This is a genomic window from Mesotoga sp. Brook.08.105.5.1 (assembly GCF_002752635.1).
Taxonomy (GTDB): Bacteria; Thermotogota; Thermotogae; order Petrotogales; family Kosmotogaceae; genus Mesotoga.
Window position 1 is genome coordinate 77,464 of the sequence record NZ_AYTW01000012.1, and the last position, 17,864, is coordinate 95,327.

Here is a 17,864-nt window from a genome sequence, read left to right on the forward strand (position 1 = left end):
AATGACTGGGATTCTCTTACTGCTAGCAGGTTCGGCCACGAGGTTTGTTCTTTCTCCGCTCTGGTACTTTCTGGCATGCACGCCTGCATATATTGTCTTCACCGTGCTGAGGAAGAGATTTGATTACCGCATACTAGCACTTGCTCCTTTGATCCCGATAGTCGCTGAGGTGATCGCCATACTTCTTGGCAATTTCAAGGCAGGCTTCCTTTTCGGAGACATAATCTGCATAATTACTGCCCTACTTGGCATGGGAGACGAACGACCAAAAGAAAGACTGATCCGGGATTTGGGGCTCTCTGGAGCCGAAAACAGAATGCGCGTAAGCTCCATGTTCTATACATTCGGCAGAGTAGCCCAAATCGAGAAAGTAAACATGAGTCAGAGTTACGCCGTTATTCATGACAAAGCCTTTCGCTTCACGGTCGATATCCCCGGAAGCGGAAGGGTCACCATGGTTATTCCGATAGAGAAGATCGAAGAGGTTTCAGTCCATCTGAGCATGTCTTCGGGCGAGCTTTACCTTCCCTCTCTCAGAGACATGTTCCTCCCTGCCAGAAAGATAAAGATGATAGGCAAACCAAAAATAAGGGACTACTTCTTACTTGTGAGGACTTCAGAAGACACCTATTCCTTCTACGAAGAACCTGCGACAGTTCTGAGAATACAGGAGGAGATAGAAGCGGCAAGAAAAGAAACAGAGCAATTAGTGCAGAATCATCCGGCAACTTCCACTTAAAAAGACGGTTGCAGGCTATCGAATGATTGTACTTTCCAGCGAAGATTTTTTCACAACACTGCCAAGTTCAGGTTTCGGGAGCCATTGTTAGTCGCACTTCTCAGTTGCTGCGCTATAATTCAATAAGAAGTGAGGTGGTAGATATGGAAGAATCGAGAGAATACCATTTTGACACTCTAGCAATACACGCTGCGGAGCAAGAGGACCAGAACCAGGCACTCAACTCTCCGATATACATGACTTCAACATTTACATTCACTGATTTGCAGCAAGCCGAAGATACCTTTTCCTTTAAGAGGCGGGCATACGTTTACACAAGAGGCGGTAATCCAACCATAAATCTTTTCGAACAGAGACTTGCCACTCTCGAGAACGGAGTGGACGGTGTAGCCTTCTCTTCAGGAATGGCAGCGATCAGTTCGGTGATTCTGTCCTTTTCGGGAGCTGGGGATTCTGTCCTTGCACACAGAAATCTCTACGGCTCAACGTTCGGGTTTCTGAACCACCTTATAGCGAAGTATGGGATCAATACGGACTTCATCGATATGACAGATCTCAACAATGTGGAAAGATCTATCACTCCGAACACAAGGGTGATGTTCCTCGAAACACCGACAAATCCGGCTCTAGAGATAATCGATATTGAGGGCCTTTGTGCCATTGCCCACTCGAAGGGCATAAAGGTGGTTGTCGACAACACGTTCGCAACCCCCGTATTCCAGAAACCTCTGGATTTCGGCGCGGACGTTGTGCTCCATAGTGCTACCAAGTACATATCGGGCCACGGAGACGTTGTTGGGGGAGTTGCGACCTCTAAGGACTTTGATTATATTCAGAAGCTGAAATTCGGATATATGTGTGAACTTGGAGGAGTCATCAGCCCTTTCAGCGCCTGGCTGCTACTAAGGGGCATGAAGACACTCGGGTTAAGGATGGAAAGGCATGAAAGAAACGCGACTGCAATAGCGGAATTCCTAAGAAAAAGGAAGGAAATCGAGAAGACTTCTTATCCGGGGTTCGAGGATCATCCAGGCCACAAATTGGCTGCCAGACAGATGGAAGGCTTCGGCGGAATTATCAGCTTCGAGTTGTGCGGACCAAAGGAAAACGCAGAGAAATTCGTCCAGGGCCTGAAGCTCATAAAACTGGCCGTTTCACTCGGAGATGCGGAGACTCTAGTAGAAGTACCTGCCATGATGACCCACAGAGACTATCCAGAGGAGGAACTTCATAGATTCGGGTTCTCAAGCAAGACAGTTAGAATATCAGCCGGTTTGGAGCATCACTCCGATCTTTTGGAGGACATCGAGGATGCTCTCGAGAAGGTCTACAAATAATGAAGGCGCTTATCTTTGATGAGACTCTGAGACTGAGAGAAGTACCTATTCCGGAAAGGCAACCGGGAACATCTCTTGTCAGGGTAAATCTCGCAGGTATCTGCAATACGGATATCGAAATAACAAAAGGCTACATGAACTTCCGAGGAATTCTCGGCCACGAGTTCCTCGGAACAGTGGTCGAAAGCGACACAAGTTTCCTAGTTGGAAAGAGAGTAGCCTCCGAAATAAGCATACCCTGCAAGAAATGTGATCTGTGTGATATGGGACTTTTCAAGCACTGTAGAAACACAAGGACAATCGGCATTGCAGACTACGCGGGGACAATGGCCGAGTACGCCGTTCTGCCGGACGAGAACCTTCACACAATACCCGAGAAAGTTTCCGATAGAAAGGCGGTGTTTGTAGAACCATTGGCTGCAGCCGCCCATGTGCTCGAAAGTGTTGATTTCTCTTCAACTGACAGAGTCTGTCTTATTGGAGATGGGAAGCTTGGTATGCTTATATCGATGGTGCTTTCCGCGAGCGGAGTTGACCATGTACTTGTTGGCAAACACTCAGAGCGAATGAAGCTTCTCGGAGACAATAACAGAGCCTCCTTTGTAAGCGTAAACGAAGCGGACTCCTACGATAGAGACTTTGATGTGGTGGTCGAAGCAACGGGGAATCCCTACGGGCTGGCTTCTGCGTTGAAAGTAGTGAGGCCCCAGGGAAAGATCGTGCTTAAAAGCACCTATGAAGGAACTCCAGAAGTAGACATTACAAGTGTAGCTGTGAGAGAGATTCACCTTATTGGATCGAGGTGCGGGCCATTTGACAAAGCGATCTCGTTTCTTGAAAGCGGACTTGTTGACCCAACAACCCTTATAGCGAAGACGTTTTCCATTGACGAGTCGCTTGAGGCTTTTGAAGCAGCCAGAAGATCTCTCAAAATAATTATAAGGATGGATTAAACTGGACGGCATCTATAGAATGTACTTCTTTGATCTAGATCACACAATTCTCGATTTCGAGAGAAGTGAAATAGAAGCGCTTTTGGAGTTGTTCGACTCTAGAGGGATCGCGTTGTCTGAAGAACAACTCTCATTATACAGAGAAACAAACTCGAAGTGGTGGAGTTATCTTGCGCTTGGAGAAAAGACCAAGGATGAAGTCGTTCTTGGAAGGTTTGTGGATTATTGCAGCTCTATCGGAGTGAGCTTTAGTCCTGAAGAACTGAATGACGAATACCTGACCAGACTTTCAAAGAAGGCATACTTTCTCCCGGGCGCAAAAGAGTTTCTCACAACGATGAGGCGCCGCGGAAAAAGAATGGCGGTAATAACGAACGGAGTATACCGCGTGCAACACAACAGATTCCTTTCTGCAGGCCTCCCTGAATTCTTCGAATTCTCTCTTTCTTCAGAAGAGGCCGGCGCTGCCAAACCCAACCCCGAAATCTTCTTCGTGGCAATGCGTAGGGCACGTGTTCAGAAGGATGAAGTCGTATACATTGGAGACAGTCTTGAGTCGGACTACAGAGGCGCAGAAAATGCGGGAATTGACTTCATATGGTTCGGCCCTCATGCTCGGAGGAATCGTGGCCCGATAAACATAGCAAAGAGCTACGATGAACTACTTATGCTTCTTGTTTGAGTCGAAAAACGGTTTCTGGGTCCGGTCATGCACACGTGCCGTAACGTATTCACCCCCCAGGGGAATTGGACAAGTAAGTTAGGAATAGTAGACTAAGAAGGGGTGAATATGGATGAAGCATCCGAGAGGCAAGCGTTATGATCCTGAGTTCAAACTTAGATTAGCTAAGGAGTTTGCAGAGACAGACAAGACACTTGAAGAGATTGCACAAGAGAATGGAATAAGCTCCAAGACATTGAACAATTGGACTGTGAAATACAGAAAGGAAGGAGAAGCTGCGTTTTTTAAGGGATCACGAGGGGGAAGTTTCATTAGAGATCCAAATAAGATTCCACCTGTTCTATACAAGGAACTGGGACTTGACAAGATAAGTGAGAATCCAAGTGATCTCAAGGGTCCTTTTACCGAGAAAGAGAAGCTATTGCTAGAAATAGCCGAATACAAATTGCAGGTCAAGATACTGCAAGAAGCGTTAAAAAAAAAGAGAGAAACCGAATAACTGACAGATTCTTGGCTGACGATTATATAGGACTGGGCTTTGCAATTAAGTTTGTTCTACTCGTCCTTTCTTTTCCAAGGAGCAGCTATTACCACAAGAAGAAAGTGAAGGTTATCCTTGTCGGTAAGCCACCTAAGAGAACTCGCGGTTTCTGCAACAAGAGAGATGGAACAATGATTACCGACATTGAACTTGAAGAGATACTCCTGGAGATTTTCTATTTTCACGATCCATATGATCCAAGGTATTACTTGAAGGTCCTCGGCAGTAAGAAACTTAGTAAGTATCTGCTGAACGAGATGGGTATAATAGTCAACCACAAGAAACTGCACAGACTGAGAAAGAAGCTGAGGATCGTAAGGAAGTACTACACCAGACATACGCATCCTGTAAGACGCTCTACAGTGCATAGATTGAATAGACCCGGAATACTCTGGGAAGCAGACATTAAGGTCATATCCACCATCACGGAAGGAAACATCGCTTTACTGGACATAATAGACGTCTATTCAAGGGAAATCGTAGGCTCGTTCATTGGCAACAGCTGTAGGAGTGGAGATGTCATTGCTCTATTCAGAGAAGCGATTCTTTACCAGGAATCACTTCCACAAGTAGTTAGAACGGACAACGGGACACAGTTCAAAGCCAATGCTGTCAGAAATTTCTTTGAAAAGCTCAATATAATCCAGGAGTTCGGTTACAGACACAATCCAGATTCTCAAGCTCACATTGAGTCTCAGCATTCAAATGTGCAAAGAGAGTTCGTATTCCTGAATCACTTCGAGGATTCGCAGGATGTTCTCAGGAAATACAAGGTGTACATGGATTTCTACCACAATCTTAGACCGCATGCATCTTTGAATTACTTAACACCTAATGCATTCAAAGAACTAAACGATGAAACTCCGATTCAGATCGTAAAACCGTGATTCTCTGACTTCTTGTCCAACCATTGGGGGTCGAAGGGATCGGGTCTAAGGTATGGGGTTTAGGGTCTAGTAAAAAACTAAAGACCTCCTCCGTCGTTTCCAAGATCATTGACGCATCCTTGGATAAAAACGAAACCCAGATCCCGTGCAAATTTATCACGGGATGACATGACGTGGAAGCATTTCAGAGCGAAACGACTTTTAATGCTTCTTTTCTTGTTTGCTCTTATCAACAACCAATAACGAACAATTTATAACCGCTCTTTCTAGTAGCACTGCGGAATGACAGTCTTTTCTTGCTTCAGGTCACTATCATGCTTCTGGCCAGGTTCTCGGTCCTTGGGTCGTTCATAAGACCAGATCCCGTGCAGACCCATCACGGGATGACAGTCTTAGGTTATCCGGAAAGCATCTAATACCGTCATTCTAACTAAGCTCCGGGTCAGAATCTCGATCCTTGAGACAGTTGCCAGTGGCAAGTTGCGAGTTGAATAAGAAAATGGTTGTCCGTTATCGGTTCTCCGTTCTCCAAGACCGAGAGTTGCAAGTTCCATGATGCAAGTTGCAGGAACAGTTATACGTTAACGGTTCTCCGTTCTCCGAAAGGAAAAATCAGTTCCAAGATGCGGGAACGATTCTGCGTTAGCCGTTCTCTCTTCTTTGACAAAGAATGAAAAAGAGCGTTGAAGGCGTGTCCAGGGTTTTGGCTTTTCACAGCGTAGAACGGGTTTTCTGCTCTTAAGCGTACAGCGGTCTCTTCGGTGGACGGCGGACCGTTGACGGCTGACGGAGGACCGCTCTTCACAGCGTTCAGCGGTTCCTCGTTCTTAAGCGCACAGCGGGATCTTCGGTGGACGGTGGACCGTTGACGGTCAATGTTGTTTTCTTCAGCGCTCAGCGGGTCTTCGTTCTTAAGCGTTCAGCGGTTCCTTGTTCTTAAGCGGGTGTATGGCTAATTAGCTGGATGTGGACCGTCTACAATAGCTTGAAGGCTCTACGTGAGAGAGTTAGACAGGGCTACTCACTGGTTGAATTTCAGCTAAAGAGAAGGCACGATCTGATACCAAGGCTTTCTGCCTCTGTTATCGGTCTCATGAAGCACGAACAGGCTGTACAGACAAGAATAGCCGCTTTACGAAATGAGACTGCTGCAGATACTCTTCTGCTTATCATCGAGAATTATCCCGAACTGAAATAGAGCGGCGCGGTCTCACGACTTCAAAAGGCATTGGCCGATACAGAAAACCGTTTGGAGCTTGCCAGAGCTTATTACAACAACATTGCAAAATTCTACAACGCCGGGCTCGAGAGAACTCCCGATATCGTAGTTGCAAGAATTGCTCGACTCAAGGAGTTCGAGCTAATGAGCGGTGATTAGAACGTGACGGCTATTCCGAACAGGCCACCGTCTGGATTGGAAGTGCTGTCTACAAAAGGAATGTCAAGTTCGAAAAACAACTTCCCGTTGGTCAAGAAGACTCCGGGGATAATCCCCATTTCGCTAGCAACGAATATCTGAAGCTTTGCTCCCACCATCCAGTTTCCGATGCTTACGCCCGCCATTGGAGCAACTCTTAGGAAAGGTATGAAGTAGTCGTCTCCGCTTATACCGCTAGGCCTTTTGCCAAGGAATGCTCCTCCGCTAACAAGAATGGCTGCATTCCTGAAGCCAGGAATTCCCAATTTAGCACCGGCCTCCAATGTTGCCGCAGGAGCAGAAATGAAGATGCTCGGTATCGCAACTCTAAGAGAGCCTTCAAGATACTCTGTGAGACCCATGCGAGCAAGGTACTGAAAGCTCCAGGGAGCAAGAATCGATTCTTCGAACCCAACGAGGAGGTCCATTCCGACAGACTGTTTCAACGTCCCTATTGGAAGCATTTCCGGACCCATCATAAGTGCCATCGGTACGCACCCGGAAAATGCGACTATTACAACCAGCATTAAAATGATCCATCTCATCTTCTACTCCTCTACTCCATTCAAAATCATGAAGGAAGATTTGAATCGTTCAAATTGCGGTGGGGGCGAGGGTACTTCTGCATTGTCGTACAGAAAGAGAACAAACTCAAGCATTCTTTCGTAGGGTACTAGCGAATTCAAATCACCTTCAAACCCATTTGCGGAATAACTGAGCTTAATGGCCTCAAGAAGTTCCTCAGTGCTGTATAGAGTCAGTGAAGGAATCTTCATCATAGATGCCAATCGGTCAACTACAGCAATCATCGGATCGTCTCCCTTGATTATGTTTTCCAGCGAAACCAGCAGCTCAGAATAGAACCTGTCATGGTCGTCCCACTCTTGACGATCATTAATGATCCTGATCGCTTCAGCTCTCTTCTGGGGAGGAAGGGAATCAAACATTTCCCTGAACACATCCCTATTCTCAAATATGTAGGTGTACTCTCCTTTCACCAGCCCAAAAGCAGCCAGCGTGTCTAAGTAACCCTCTTCTATCTGCAGCTTCGTCTTCTCAGCATCGAAATCCAGCGTGCTTCCGTACATAACCCTAGGCCTGATATGAATCAGATTAGTGCCGGTGAAGAATGCCTTGATCTTGCCGATCCTGTCCCTTAACGCAACTCTCCCTATATCAACGAGTACGACTTCCTTGAAGCCTCTCTCGATTGCCATTTCAACAGGTTGATTTGAATATATTCCACCATCGATAAAGGCCTTGCCATCAATGACAACTGTCTGGAATCCTGGAAAATTCGCACTAGCCATTATGTAGTCGATTAGTAGGCCTTGAGGAATATCTTCTATAAAAAGCATTTCTGGCCTGGCATCGGTTAAATCAAATGTAACTAGTCCAAAATCAACCGACGAGCCTCTGACTGCCTCTTCAGAGATGACGGAGCTAAGAAGATTCTTAAGTGGAGTTACATCAATACCGCGGTTTATTACATCTACCGCACCCTGATAAAGTTCTCCGACACTCCAGTCATCACTACCTCCGCACGCTTCGATAAGCTTTCTTTGAGACTCTGTAGGTCTCATAACGCTATCTTCAGAAATGTTTCTCCAAACTTCAAGTGCCTTCTCAAAGTCTCCCTGGGCAACGGCCGCTGCATTCAAGGAACCTACCGAGGTCCCGTAGACGCCGCCTATTTCGATTCCGAGATCTATAAGAGCCTTCCACGCGCCTATTTCATAAGCACCTTTCGCACCTCCTCCGGAAAGCACCAGTCCCACACTTCCGGAAAACAGAACGACAGGAATCAGGAGCAAAATCAAAACGGACCTTTTCACTGCAAACACCTCTCTTTGACGGCTATCATAGAGGGATAATAGCATTATCAACGTCCAAAATGAAAGATAGCGAGTTAATATCTGACTTTTTCAATCGAGAAAAGAGATGATTAACGGGATTGAAATCAGTGAGAATAACGTAGAAGAGGCTATGAGTTTGGATGAGAGTTCATAGTCGGAGTCAAATATCCTTGGGAAGATCGAAGTGTTAGCTGCAGCCGGCATTGCGCTCATGATTATCAGAATCTTTTCGACAACAGAAGGCAGTTCTACAAACGATAGGAGGCAAAAAACGATCAAAGGCGCAATGCATAGCTTAAGAAGACTGCAGAAGAGAATAATTCTGCTCTTAAATATCGTGGAGAGTCTCGTACTGGCCGAAATAATCCCCGCAACTACCATGGCCAGAGGGATAGTGCTTTCCCCGAGAAGCCCAAGAGCTTCATCGAGGAATGACGGAAGCCTGAGCGGAGTGAAGAAAAGAACAAGGCCTACGAAAACAGCTATCGTTCCTGGATTGAGAAGGCCTTTCTTCCTTGACAGACGGGCCTCATGTGACATGATCCTCACTCCGACAGTCCAGGTCAGAACCTTGAACCAGATATTGAAGACGGCGCTATAGAACACTCCTTCCTTCCCGATTATTAGTTCGACGACAGGATAACCCATATAGGCAACGTTTCCGAAGAGAACAGCATAGAGAAAGACACTTCTTGAATCGTCGGTAATCTTGAGCGCCTTTGCCGAAAAGACCGCAAGAAACCATAGAACCGTATAATGAGCGCCGCGGCAATTAACAATATTATGGAGTAAGAAAACATCTCGTAAGAGTATTCAAAACTCATCGAATCAACTATCAGAGCAGGAAGAGTTACGTAAAGAACGAATCTAGTTACTCCTTTTGTGAACAGATCGTCAACCAGATTAGTTCTCCTCAATATGAAGCCAATTCCTATCAACGCAAAGAAAGTAAGCACTTTCGAGGTGATTTCAGTCATTAGGAGGATTATAAACCCGCATACCAAAGAATGAAACAAGGAAAACAAATCAGGTGGCTCTTAACAGCTTGAATTAGGAATAGCGGAGAACGAAGTGATTACATAAATGACCCAGAATTGTGATAAACTAGTTTCGTTAAACGTTATGCTTTCCTATTTGATATCCGGGCTATCCGGCTTCTTTTTCGGTCACGAGATATTTATGATTATTGGATGCCTATAGGGCAGCCTCAATTCCTTATAAAGGAGGTTTTTTGAATGCGCAAAGCACTGTTAGTTCTACTGGTAGTTCTTGTAAGTGCGGCTTTCATGTTTGCCGCGAATTATCACATCGGTGTTGTGACGGGAACCGTTTCTCAGTCCGAGGATGATCTTAGAGGTGCCGAAGCACTGATCAAGAAATACGGAGATGCCGCTTCCGGTGGGATGATCGTTCACCTCACCTACCCTGACAACTTCATGTCTGAACAGGAGACTGTTATCGCCCAGATAACCGGTCTTGCAGACGATCCTCTTATGAAGGCAATAATTGTTAACCAGGCTATTCCTGGAACAGTTGAGAGCTTCAGAAGAATCAGGGAGACAAGACCGGACATTCTTCTTCTTGCCGGTCTGCCTCACGAAGATCCCCCAATGCTAGCCGATGCGGCCCATCTCTCAGTCAATGCTGACTCACTTGCCCGTGGCTATCTAATTATCTACACAGCCAAGCAGCTCGGCGCAGAGAAGTTTATGCACATCTCCTTCCCGAGGCACATGTCTTACGAACTTCTATCGAAGAGAAGAGACATCATGAGAGCATCTTGTGAGGAACTCGGACTTGAGTTCATCGACATGGGTTCACCCGATCCCGTCGGAGACGTTGGAATCGCCGGCGCACAGCAGTTCATTCTGGAGAAAGTCCCTGCCTGGCTTGACGAATACGGCGCAAACACTGCGTTCTTCTGTACGAATGACGCTCATACAGAACCTCTTCTGAAGAGAGTCGCAGAGCTTGGTGGATTCTTCATTGAAGCCGATCTACCTTCTCCTCTGATGGGTTACCCCGGAGCCCTCGGCATATCCTTCACCGAAGAAGAAACTGGCAACTGGCCAGCAATTCTTGCCAAGGTTGAAGAGGCTGTTGTGGCAAAGGGCGGAGCCGGAAGAATGGGAACATGGGCCTACTCGCTCGGTTACACAACGACGGCAGCTCTTGCTGAACATGCAAAGAACGTTATCGACGGCAAGTGTGAAATCGATGATTTTGATGCAGTAATGGCCACTTTCGCAGAATATACACCAGGTGCGGGCTGGAATGGCAGCTACTACATCGATGCCGATGGAATCGAACAGGAAAACTATCTCCTCATCTATCAGGATACCTACATATTTGGCAAAGGTTACATGGGAATCACCGAAGTTGAGGTTCCTGCAAAATTCTTAAACTTCTAAGCTGAATAACGTCAAGAGGGGGGGCGACCCCCCTTTTCTTGACTCTTTCTAGCCTTCGGTATTGGGGTGAAGTCATGGATGAAAAGCAATATTTGCTGAGGATGGAGAACATAAGTAAGGAGTTCTTCGGAAACCAGGTTCTGAAAGATGTTACTTTGAAAGTTGGGAAGGGCGAGATCATAGGACTGGTTGGCGAAAATGGAGCTGGGAAGTCTACTCTCATGAATATTCTTTTCGGTCTGCCTGTCATCCACGAGACGGGTGGTTTTCAGGGAAAGATATTCCTAAATGATAAGGAAGTCAATTTCGCCAGTCCGTTTGAGGCCATCGAAGCCGGAATAGGAATGGTGCACCAGGAATTTATATTGATCCCGGGTTTCACTGCTACAGAGAACATACTACTGAACAGAGAATCTACTAATTACAATATCTTCGTAGAAGTCTTCGGTGAGAGATTGCGAACTCTTGATAGAGACGACATGCATAAGAGAGCAGTAGCAGCTATAGAGAAGCTGGAGGTTCAACTTGATCCGGATATGCTTGTGAGCGAAATGCCGGTAGGTCACAGGCAGTTTACTGAGATAGCGAGAGAGATGGACAGGAAGTCAACTAAACTGCTTGTCCTTGACGAACCTACGGCAGTTCTTACAGAATCGGAAGCTGATACGATGCTAAGGGCGGCGAGAAAGCTTGCCAATCTGGGACTATCGATAATCTTCATAACCCACAGGCTGAGCGAGGTTCTAGAAATAGCTGATCGCTTGATTGTACTTAGAGATGGGCAGGTCGTCCGAGAACTGGAATCTTCAAAGACTACGCCGAGGGAAATTGCCTCTCTTATGGTTGGCCGAGAAATTAAGGATTCTGCTTCATTGCATTCAAAGGGAAGCACTGAATCGGAAATCGTTCTCGAAATCAAAGATCTTTGGGTTGACATGCCAGGTGAACAGGTAAACAGCGTCAACCTTAAGGTTCATAAAGGTGAGATCCTTGGTATTGGAGGACTTGCCGGTCAAGGCAAACTCGGAATAGCAAATGGAGTCATGGGTCTCTTCCCTTCGGAAGGAGAAGTATATTACAAAGGCGAAAGGCTTCCGCTTAATAACCCTGTAGCTGTTCTAAGCAAAGGAATCGCGTTCGTTTCTGAAGACAGAAGAGGAGTCGGTCTTCTTCTGGATGAGCCAATAGATCTGAACATCGTATTCACAGCAATTCAGATTCAGGGAAGGTTCATCAGGAATTTACTTGGCGGCCTCATTAAATGGCGCGATGACAAAGAGATTTCCAGGGTTGCCAGAGAATATGTGGAATCGCTTCAGATAAAGTGTGTCAGTGAAAGGCAAAATGCAAAAGAGCTCTCCGGAGGCAATCAGCAGAAAGTCTGTCTTGCCAAAGCGTTTGTTCTTGAACCCGACCTTCTTTTCGTATCTGAGCCAACTAGAGGAATCGATGTCGGTGCAAAGAGCGTTGTCCTCGAGACTCTTAGAAGACAGAACAAGGAGCATGGAACCACCATAATCATGACGTCTTCCGAGCTTGAAGAGCTACGCTCAATATGTGACAGAATAGCGATAGTTGATGAAGGAAAGATCGCGGGAATCCTTCTGCCTACTGCTGACCCTGCCGACTTCGGGCTGTTAATGCTAGGTGAACAGGAAGAGGTGAAGGCAAATGCTTGAGAGTATAAGGAAGTTGATAGAGAAGGCCGGCTGGCCTCGAGTAATAATCGCTCTCTTCCTGCTTTCTATGTTTGTAATTGCTCCATTCGTTAACATAAGTGTTGGCACTTCGATCAGCGATACAATCGTTAGGTTCGCAATGAATTCAGTACTCGTGCTTTCACTTGTTCCTATGGTCCAGTCAGGTTGTGGACTGAACTTTGGTATGCAGTTGGGCGTCATTGCCGGACTAATTGGAGCGGTCACAAGTATCGAACTTGGAGTAACTGGCCTTGCGGGATTTCTAACGGCGATAGGAATCGCAATCCCCATCGCCGCAATCCTGGGGTTCTTCTACGGACTTCTGCTTAACAGAGTAAAGGGCGATGAAATGGTCGTTGCAACGTATGTCGGATTCTCTTCTGTAGCCTTCATGAGTATGATGTGGCTACTCTTGCCATACAAGAGTCCTAACATGATCTGGGGGTACGGCGGTTCTGGACTGAGAACCACCATAAGTGTCGAAGGTTATTGGCTTGGGATTCTAAATAATTTCCTTAGTATTAAAATAGGGAAGTTCTTCTTCCCGACTGGAACGGTTCTTTTCTTTGGTCTAATGGCGCTTATTGTCTGGGCCTTTTTTAAGACTAAGCTGGGAACCGCTATGACTGCAGCAGGATCGAATCCCATTTACGCAAAGGCTGCAGGTGTAAACGTCGATAGGATGAGAATTCTATCAGTCGTAATCTCGACAATAATCGCCGCTGTAGGAATTCTAGTCTATGAGCAGAGCTTCGGGTTCATTCAGCTTTATATGGCACCTCTACTAATGGCTTTTCCTGCAGTAGCCGCTTTGCTGCTGGGAGGTGCATCTGTCTCAAAAGCATCTATGGGCAATGTCATTATAGGAGCCTTTCTTTTTCAAGGTATTCTGACGATGACTCCATCTGTTATGAACAACTTGATTAAGAGTGACATGTCAGAGGTAATAAGAATAATCGTCTCCAACGGTATGATCGTTTATGCTTTGACGAGAAGAACGAAGGTGACAAAATGAAGGATCAGAGCTTAACACGAGCAAAGAACCCATTGGTAAGATTTGCAATATCCAATGCGGTCCCAATACTTTTCATAATTCTCCTGATATTCGCAGTACCGTTGTCGGGGTTCTCGACTGATTACCTCTTAAATGAAATCATAACAAGACTTGGAAGAAACTCCTTCCTGGTCATATCTTTGCTTATACCAGTAATGGCCGGTATGGGATTGAACTTTGGCATTGTTTTGGGCGCCATGGCTGGTCAAATGGGCTTGATATTCATGTTAGATTGGGGAGTAGTTGGAATTCCAGGCGTTGTCCTGGCCATGCTAGTAGGAATGCCGATAGCGATCCTCCTTGGTCTTCTTGCCGGAAGCATTCTCAACCGAGCAAAAGGTAGAGAGATGGTTACATCGATGATTCTCGGGTTTTTCATAAACGGTATCTATCAACTAACCATTCTTTATGGTATGGGAAGTGTGATACCAATAACAAGCAATAAGCTGTTGCTACCACGCGGATACGGAGTTAGAAACGCGATCGACCTACTAACTATCAGAAAAGCTCTTGATAATATGTGGTCGATTCAAGTCGGCGGTGTAATAATCCCGCTTGGACTCTTCGCAATCATTGCTGCACTATGTATCTTTGTCTTCTGGTTCACAAGAACAAAGCTTGGGCAAGACATGAGGGCTGTAGGACAAGACATGCAGGTGGCCGCAACTGCGGGTATAAACGTCGATCGGACGAGGACACTATCAATAGTCATCTCGACAGTTTTGGCTTGTTTTGGTCAGATAATATTCCTTCAAAACATAGGCACAATAAACACTTACAACTCACACGATCAGGTTGGAACCTTTGCCATTGCCGCCCTCCTGATTGGAGGTGCTTCAGTCGCCAAAGCAACCATTCCGAATGTTTTCATTGGAATCACACTCTTCCATCTCACCTTCATTGTCGCTCCAAGAGCCGGCAAAGAACTTCTCGGCCAGGCTCAAATTGGAGAGTTCTTCCGAGTGTTTGTCTCGTATGGAATAATTGCAATCTCGCTTGCTCTTTACGCTTGGAGAAGGCAGGTCGAGAAAGAGACCGAACGTAGACAGGCAAAGGCAGCCATAAAGGCCGCGATCGAAGAAAGGACTGGAGGGTGATTTTATGAAAAGAAACGTGATTAGGATTGCCCTTGTTGTAGTGCTGGTTGCCTTGGGGTTCTTTCTCTACGTGATTGGCAAGGAACACCGTGTCTTCGTTGACAATAGAGACATAGTTATCAACGGCGTAGAATACAAGTCTACTAATCCAATTGATGTAATCGTTGATGATGTGGACCTCGGCGAAGTTGGGAAGGGAAAGAGAAAAGTCGCGAACACACCCGGTCCATGGCACAAGATAACGGCTATCGAGAAACTCCCTGACGGTACCACAAGAGAAGTTGTACGCAAATTCAACTTGGCGCCCAACGATACCGCCGTAGTGAATCTTGTAGCGTTATTTGAGCTTGAGGATGGATGGCTTGCAATAGAGTGATCTACTGCAAGCACAATGCTCACTTCACTTAGTTGATCCAAAAGTTGCTCTACGGGGCCGAGCACAAACCTTGTTTGGCCCCTTTTCACTGTGCAAACTCGAAGTGCTGATCGCTGAGGAAAAGACGTTTTGCATTTTCTCACTCTCAATTGCAGGGCAGTAGATTCCGCCGAGCAACAAATCTCGAAGAGTTCGTTCTTCCCGCCATATTCCTATTCCAATTTTCATAGAACTGATTGAAGAAACAAGAGATCAGCCGCCTCCTTCGCGCTAGATTGCAGACCTCGAAGACTCTCTTGAATAATCTTTTCAAAAAACCGACCACACTCTTCGTTCATCTTCATGCATAAGCAGTTTTGTGATACAATTAACATACCCGAGAAAAACTATCGGCGGTAACATGGAGTGAAAGGAGGGAGAACATGAAAAGATTCGAAGGGAAAGTAGTGCTCATTACAGGCGGGAGTTCCGGGATTGGTGCAGATAGCGCCAGGGCCTTCAGCGAGGAAGGAGCGAAAGTTGTCATTACGGACGTTGATGAAGAAAAGGGCAAAGAACTCGCTCAAGAGATAAATGATGCAGGGGGAAAGGCCCTGTTCATGAAACATGACGTTTCGAGCGCTCAGGAGACGAAGAGAATCGTCGAATCTGTTGTCGAGAAGTTCGGAAGGCTTGACGTTGCATTCAACAATGCAGGGATAGGCGGACCTTCTCTTCCTCTATCTGAGTACCCCGAAGAGGACTGGGAGCGAGTGATTTCGATCAATTTGCTTGGTGTCTATTACGGAATGAAGTATGAAATCCAGCAGATGCTTAAGCAAGGCGGGGGAGCAATTGTAAACAATTCCTCGATCCTTGGTAAGGTTGGTTTCAACAACGCCTCTGCCTATGTCGCCGCTAAGCATGCAGTTGTCGGTATGACAAAAGCGGCAGCTCTAGAATACTCAAGCAAGAATATCAGGATAAACGCCGTAAATCCTGCTTTCATAAAGACTCCTCTACTTGAAGCATCCGGAATGAAAGAGGGAACTGACATGCACGACATGCTAGTCGGACTGCATCCAATAGGAAGACTGGGAGAGCCAAGAGAAGTGACGAACGCAGTTCTCTTCTTGTCAAGTGACGAAGCATCTTTCGTTCATGGAGAATCGCTTATGGTTGATGGTGGATACACGGCAAGGTAGAGCTGTTGATTGATGTCCAATTTGCGGACGCCTTCCGGCGTCCTCTTCTTTTATAATGGAAGAGAATGATCATTGGAGGAACTGCTTATGGCAGAGGCGACGCTAGAATTCAAGGATCTCGACACGATGCTTGAGCACGTAAGAAAGGTTTTGACCAGTGCCGGCTTGAACAACCTCGCGGTGAAGTTTCCAGCCGACGTTACTAACTTAACTGTTAGAGGCAACTACGTCTACATCAGTGTCTCTCAAGACTATGAAGAGCGGGGAACAAAGAGGAGAATAGACCTCAGCATGATCTCCGGAAAAGCGGCTTTCGCAAGAATGGGAAAACAGCTGGCGTTGAAGAGCTCGTCTGAGATAAAGGGAAAGAAGTGGCTCTTCGAAGGAACGCTTAGCTTCTACAAACCCCGGGCAAGTTTCTCGATATGGATAGATACGATAGCTCCAATAGGAGAGTCCGATATAACTGCGCGAAGAAGGGAAATCTACCTTGCCCTGAAGGCAAAGGAAGCTCTAAGAATTGAAGAGCATGATCTAGGCGAACTGCCTCCCATAAAGAGAGTTGCTGTGATCTCTTCTTCTACTGCAGCTGGACTGGGGGATTTCTTCTCAAATCTCTCCGTCAACTACCCGTACAAGCCCGTAGTGCATCTCTACGAATCATATATGCAAGGCAATAGAACAGTTCCGGGTGTTCTTTCTGCTCTAAAGAAAATAGAATCTTGTCCTGTGAAGTATGACGTGATAGTTCTTACAAGAGGAGGGGGTTCTGCAAGCGATCTAATGTATTTCGATAGTCTTGAACTAGGAATGGCAATTTCGGAATTCAACAAGAAGTATTGCCCAGTACTGAGTGCTATTGGCCATGAAAGAGACGTTACTATACCTGACTTCGTTGCCTGGAAGCGTTTTGATACTCCTACTGCAGTTGCACGCGGAATAAGCGAACAGGTAAATGATTACGTCGATACCCTGAGCGAATTCTCCGATCTGATGGGAGATGAGATTGAGTGGCTCTTCGAAAGGGCCGAGAACGAGACAGGACCCGATAGACTCCAGTTCATAGCCGATAGGATAGGAGAAACCATCAATCGCACGGACCAGTTCTTTGAAGATGGATCCAGAGTTCTTTCAGGAACGATTACTCACAGAATCCTCCTTGCGATGAACGATCTTGGATCGTTCAATCCGGCTAGATACGTCCTCTCGATTGAGAGAGGCATGAATGAGATTTTCGCATTAACGGACGCTCTGGTAAATAGTGCCGACAGCTCGATACAAAGAAACCTGGCGTTTGCCGAGAGTCGTCTTGATCACAGAGGGTTCGGAAACAGTCTTGAGAAACATCTCATGAATTCCGCAATACTCGTTGAAACACTTGACAAGGGAGTAACCAGGTTGTTCGATGACCTAATAGCGAATTCAGGAGATGATCTAGATAAACTATTTGATGAGCTTACACTCCATGGGGGCTACGCCGCATCATTGCTTTTCGGTGGAGTGGTGTTGAAAAGAGGTCGCTTGATAATCAACAGCGCGAAGGCGGTTTCGGCAGGCGACTCACTGGACTGCGTTTTCAAAGATGGAGAGGCAAAGACTACCATAGATGAAGTCAAATCGGAGGTGTGAC

At 46.2% G+C, this 17,864-nt stretch carries 16 protein-coding genes and 1 pseudogene; 13 read left to right on the forward strand and 4 right to left on the reverse strand.

The features are described 5' to 3' along the window. Nucleotide 1: 1 nt before the first annotated feature. From V512_RS05825 to V512_RS05850, 6 genes and pseudogenes are all read left to right on the forward strand, one after another. Nucleotides 2-739 (forward strand): hypothetical protein, encoded by a 738-nt coding sequence (locus tag V512_RS05825; protein WP_099829514.1) that lies wholly within the window; start codon nt 2-4, stop codon nt 737-739. A 143-nt stretch (nt 740-882) separates the two neighbouring features. Further along, nucleotides 883-2,076: a PLP-dependent aspartate aminotransferase family protein gene (locus tag V512_RS05830; protein WP_099829515.1), complete on the forward strand. Its 1,194-nt coding sequence runs from the start codon at nt 883-885 to the stop codon at nt 2,074-2,076. Then, a complete protein-coding gene (locus V512_RS05835; protein WP_099829516.1) occupies nt 2,076-3,029 on the forward strand; it encodes an alcohol dehydrogenase catalytic domain-containing protein in 954 nt (317 codons plus the stop codon). Before V512_RS05830 ends, V512_RS05835 begins: the two co-directional genes overlap by 1 nt. A 19-nt stretch (nt 3,030-3,048) precedes the next feature. Then, nucleotides 3,049-3,711, forward strand: coding sequence for a YjjG family noncanonical pyrimidine nucleotidase (locus V512_RS05840; protein ID WP_099829517.1), 663 nt, complete (start codon nt 3,049-3,051; stop codon nt 3,709-3,711). A 112-nt stretch (nt 3,712-3,823) separates the two neighbouring features. Further along, nucleotides 3,824-5,139 (forward strand): IS3 family transposase gene (locus V512_RS05845; RefSeq protein WP_099829518.1). Its coding sequence is split into 2 segments (ribosomal slippage): nt 3,824-4,201 and nt 4,204-5,139, totalling 1,314 coding nucleotides; the frame shifts between segments, so codons are not numbered across the junction. A gap of 985 nt (nt 5,140-6,124) precedes the next feature. Further along, nucleotides 6,125-6,517: pseudogene (locus V512_RS05850) on the forward strand (LemA family protein). Here V512_RS05850 and V512_RS05855 read toward each other — a convergent pair. From V512_RS05855 to V512_RS14935, 4 genes are all read right to left on the reverse strand, one after another. Then, the gene (locus V512_RS05855) at nt 6,514-7,101 is read right to left on the reverse strand and encodes a hypothetical protein (RefSeq protein WP_099829519.1); all 588 of its coding nucleotides are present in this window, start codon (nt 7,099-7,101) and stop codon (nt 6,514-6,516) included. The pseudogene V512_RS05850 and the gene V512_RS05855 overlap by 4 nt on opposite strands. A 3-nt stretch (nt 7,102-7,104) precedes the next feature. Beyond that, on the reverse strand, nt 7,105-8,391 hold the full coding sequence (locus V512_RS05860; RefSeq protein ID WP_099829520.1) for a patatin-like phospholipase family protein: 1,287 nt from the start codon (nt 8,389-8,391) through the stop codon (nt 7,105-7,107). 90 nt (nt 8,392-8,481) lie between these two features. Further along, nucleotides 8,482-9,120, reverse strand: coding sequence for an AEC family transporter (locus V512_RS14930; protein ID WP_347708252.1), 639 nt, complete (start codon nt 9,118-9,120; stop codon nt 8,482-8,484). After that, nucleotides 9,036-9,389, reverse strand: a complete 354-nt coding sequence (locus V512_RS14935) for an AEC family transporter (protein WP_243392275.1) — start codon at nt 9,387-9,389, stop codon at nt 9,036-9,038. Before V512_RS14935 ends, V512_RS14930 begins: the two co-directional genes overlap by 85 nt. A 258-nt stretch (nt 9,390-9,647) precedes the next feature. Here V512_RS14935 and V512_RS05870 point away from each other — a divergent pair, with 258 nt between their 5' ends. The 7 genes from V512_RS05870 (at nt 9,648) to xseA (ending at nt 17,863) form a co-directional block, all read left to right on the forward strand. Then, a complete protein-coding gene (locus tag V512_RS05870; protein ID WP_099829521.1) occupies nt 9,648-10,823 on the forward strand; it encodes a DUF3798 domain-containing protein in 1,176 nt (391 codons plus the stop codon). A gap of 74 nt (nt 10,824-10,897) precedes the next feature. After that, nucleotides 10,898-12,502: a sugar ABC transporter ATP-binding protein gene (locus tag V512_RS05875; RefSeq protein WP_099829522.1), complete on the forward strand. Its 1,605-nt coding sequence runs from the start codon at nt 10,898-10,900 to the stop codon at nt 12,500-12,502. Continuing rightward, on the forward strand, nt 12,495-13,538 hold the full coding sequence (locus V512_RS05880) for an ABC transporter (RefSeq protein ID WP_099829523.1): 1,044 nt from the start codon (nt 12,495-12,497) through the stop codon (nt 13,536-13,538). The genes V512_RS05875 and V512_RS05880 overlap by 8 nt, the downstream gene beginning before the upstream one ends. Further along, complete coding sequence (locus V512_RS05885; protein WP_099829524.1) at nt 13,535-14,674, forward strand: ABC transporter permease; 1,140 nt, start codon at nt 13,535-13,537, stop codon at nt 14,672-14,674. The genes V512_RS05880 and V512_RS05885 overlap by 4 nt, the downstream gene beginning before the upstream one ends. A 4-nt stretch (nt 14,675-14,678) precedes the next feature. Beyond that, nucleotides 14,679-15,050: a DUF6672 family protein gene (locus V512_RS05890; RefSeq protein ID WP_099829525.1), complete on the forward strand. Its 372-nt coding sequence runs from the start codon at nt 14,679-14,681 to the stop codon at nt 15,048-15,050. 422 nt (nt 15,051-15,472) lie between these two features. After that, nucleotides 15,473-16,234 (forward strand): glucose 1-dehydrogenase, encoded by a 762-nt coding sequence (locus tag V512_RS05895; RefSeq protein ID WP_099829526.1) that lies wholly within the window; start codon nt 15,473-15,475, stop codon nt 16,232-16,234. Between the two features lie 87 nt (nt 16,235-16,321). Then, a complete protein-coding gene (gene xseA / locus V512_RS05900; RefSeq protein ID WP_099829527.1) occupies nt 16,322-17,863 on the forward strand; it encodes an exodeoxyribonuclease VII large subunit in 1,542 nt (513 codons plus the stop codon). The last annotated feature ends 1 nt before the right edge of the window (nt 17,864 follow it).

What these genes read in the sequence shown, in the direction of transcription:
- V512_RS05825 (WP_099829514.1), top strand. Translation starts at nt 2, where the DNA reads ATGACTGGGATTCTCTTACTGCTAGCAGGTTCGGCCACGAGGTTTGTT.
- V512_RS05830 (WP_099829515.1), top strand. Translation starts at nt 883, where the DNA reads ATGGAAGAATCGAGAGAATACCATTTTGACACTCTAGCAATACACGCT.
- V512_RS05835 (WP_099829516.1), top strand. Translation starts at nt 2,076, where the DNA reads ATGAAGGCGCTTATCTTTGATGAGACTCTGAGACTGAGAGAAGTACCT.
- V512_RS05840 (WP_099829517.1), top strand. Translation starts at nt 3,049, where the DNA reads ATGTACTTCTTTGATCTAGATCACACAATTCTCGATTTCGAGAGAAGT.
- V512_RS05855 (WP_099829519.1), bottom strand. Translation starts at nt 7,101, where the DNA reads ATGAGATGGATCATTTTAATGCTGGTTGTAATAGTCGCATTTTCCGGG.
- V512_RS14935 (WP_243392275.1), bottom strand. Translation starts at nt 9,389, where the DNA reads ATGACTGAAATCACCTCGAAAGTGCTTACTTTCTTTGCGTTGATAGGA.
- V512_RS05870 (WP_099829521.1), top strand. Translation starts at nt 9,648, where the DNA reads ATGCGCAAAGCACTGTTAGTTCTACTGGTAGTTCTTGTAAGTGCGGCT.
- V512_RS05875 (WP_099829522.1), top strand. Translation starts at nt 10,898, where the DNA reads ATGGATGAAAAGCAATATTTGCTGAGGATGGAGAACATAAGTAAGGAG.
- V512_RS05880 (WP_099829523.1), top strand. Translation starts at nt 12,495, where the DNA reads ATGCTTGAGAGTATAAGGAAGTTGATAGAGAAGGCCGGCTGGCCTCGA.
- V512_RS05885 (WP_099829524.1), top strand. Translation starts at nt 13,535, where the DNA reads ATGAAGGATCAGAGCTTAACACGAGCAAAGAACCCATTGGTAAGATTT.
- V512_RS05890 (WP_099829525.1), top strand. Translation starts at nt 14,679, where the DNA reads ATGAAAAGAAACGTGATTAGGATTGCCCTTGTTGTAGTGCTGGTTGCC.
- V512_RS05895 (WP_099829526.1), top strand. Translation starts at nt 15,473, where the DNA reads ATGAAAAGATTCGAAGGGAAAGTAGTGCTCATTACAGGCGGGAGTTCC.
- xseA (WP_099829527.1), top strand. Translation starts at nt 16,322, where the DNA reads ATGGCAGAGGCGACGCTAGAATTCAAGGATCTCGACACGATGCTTGAG.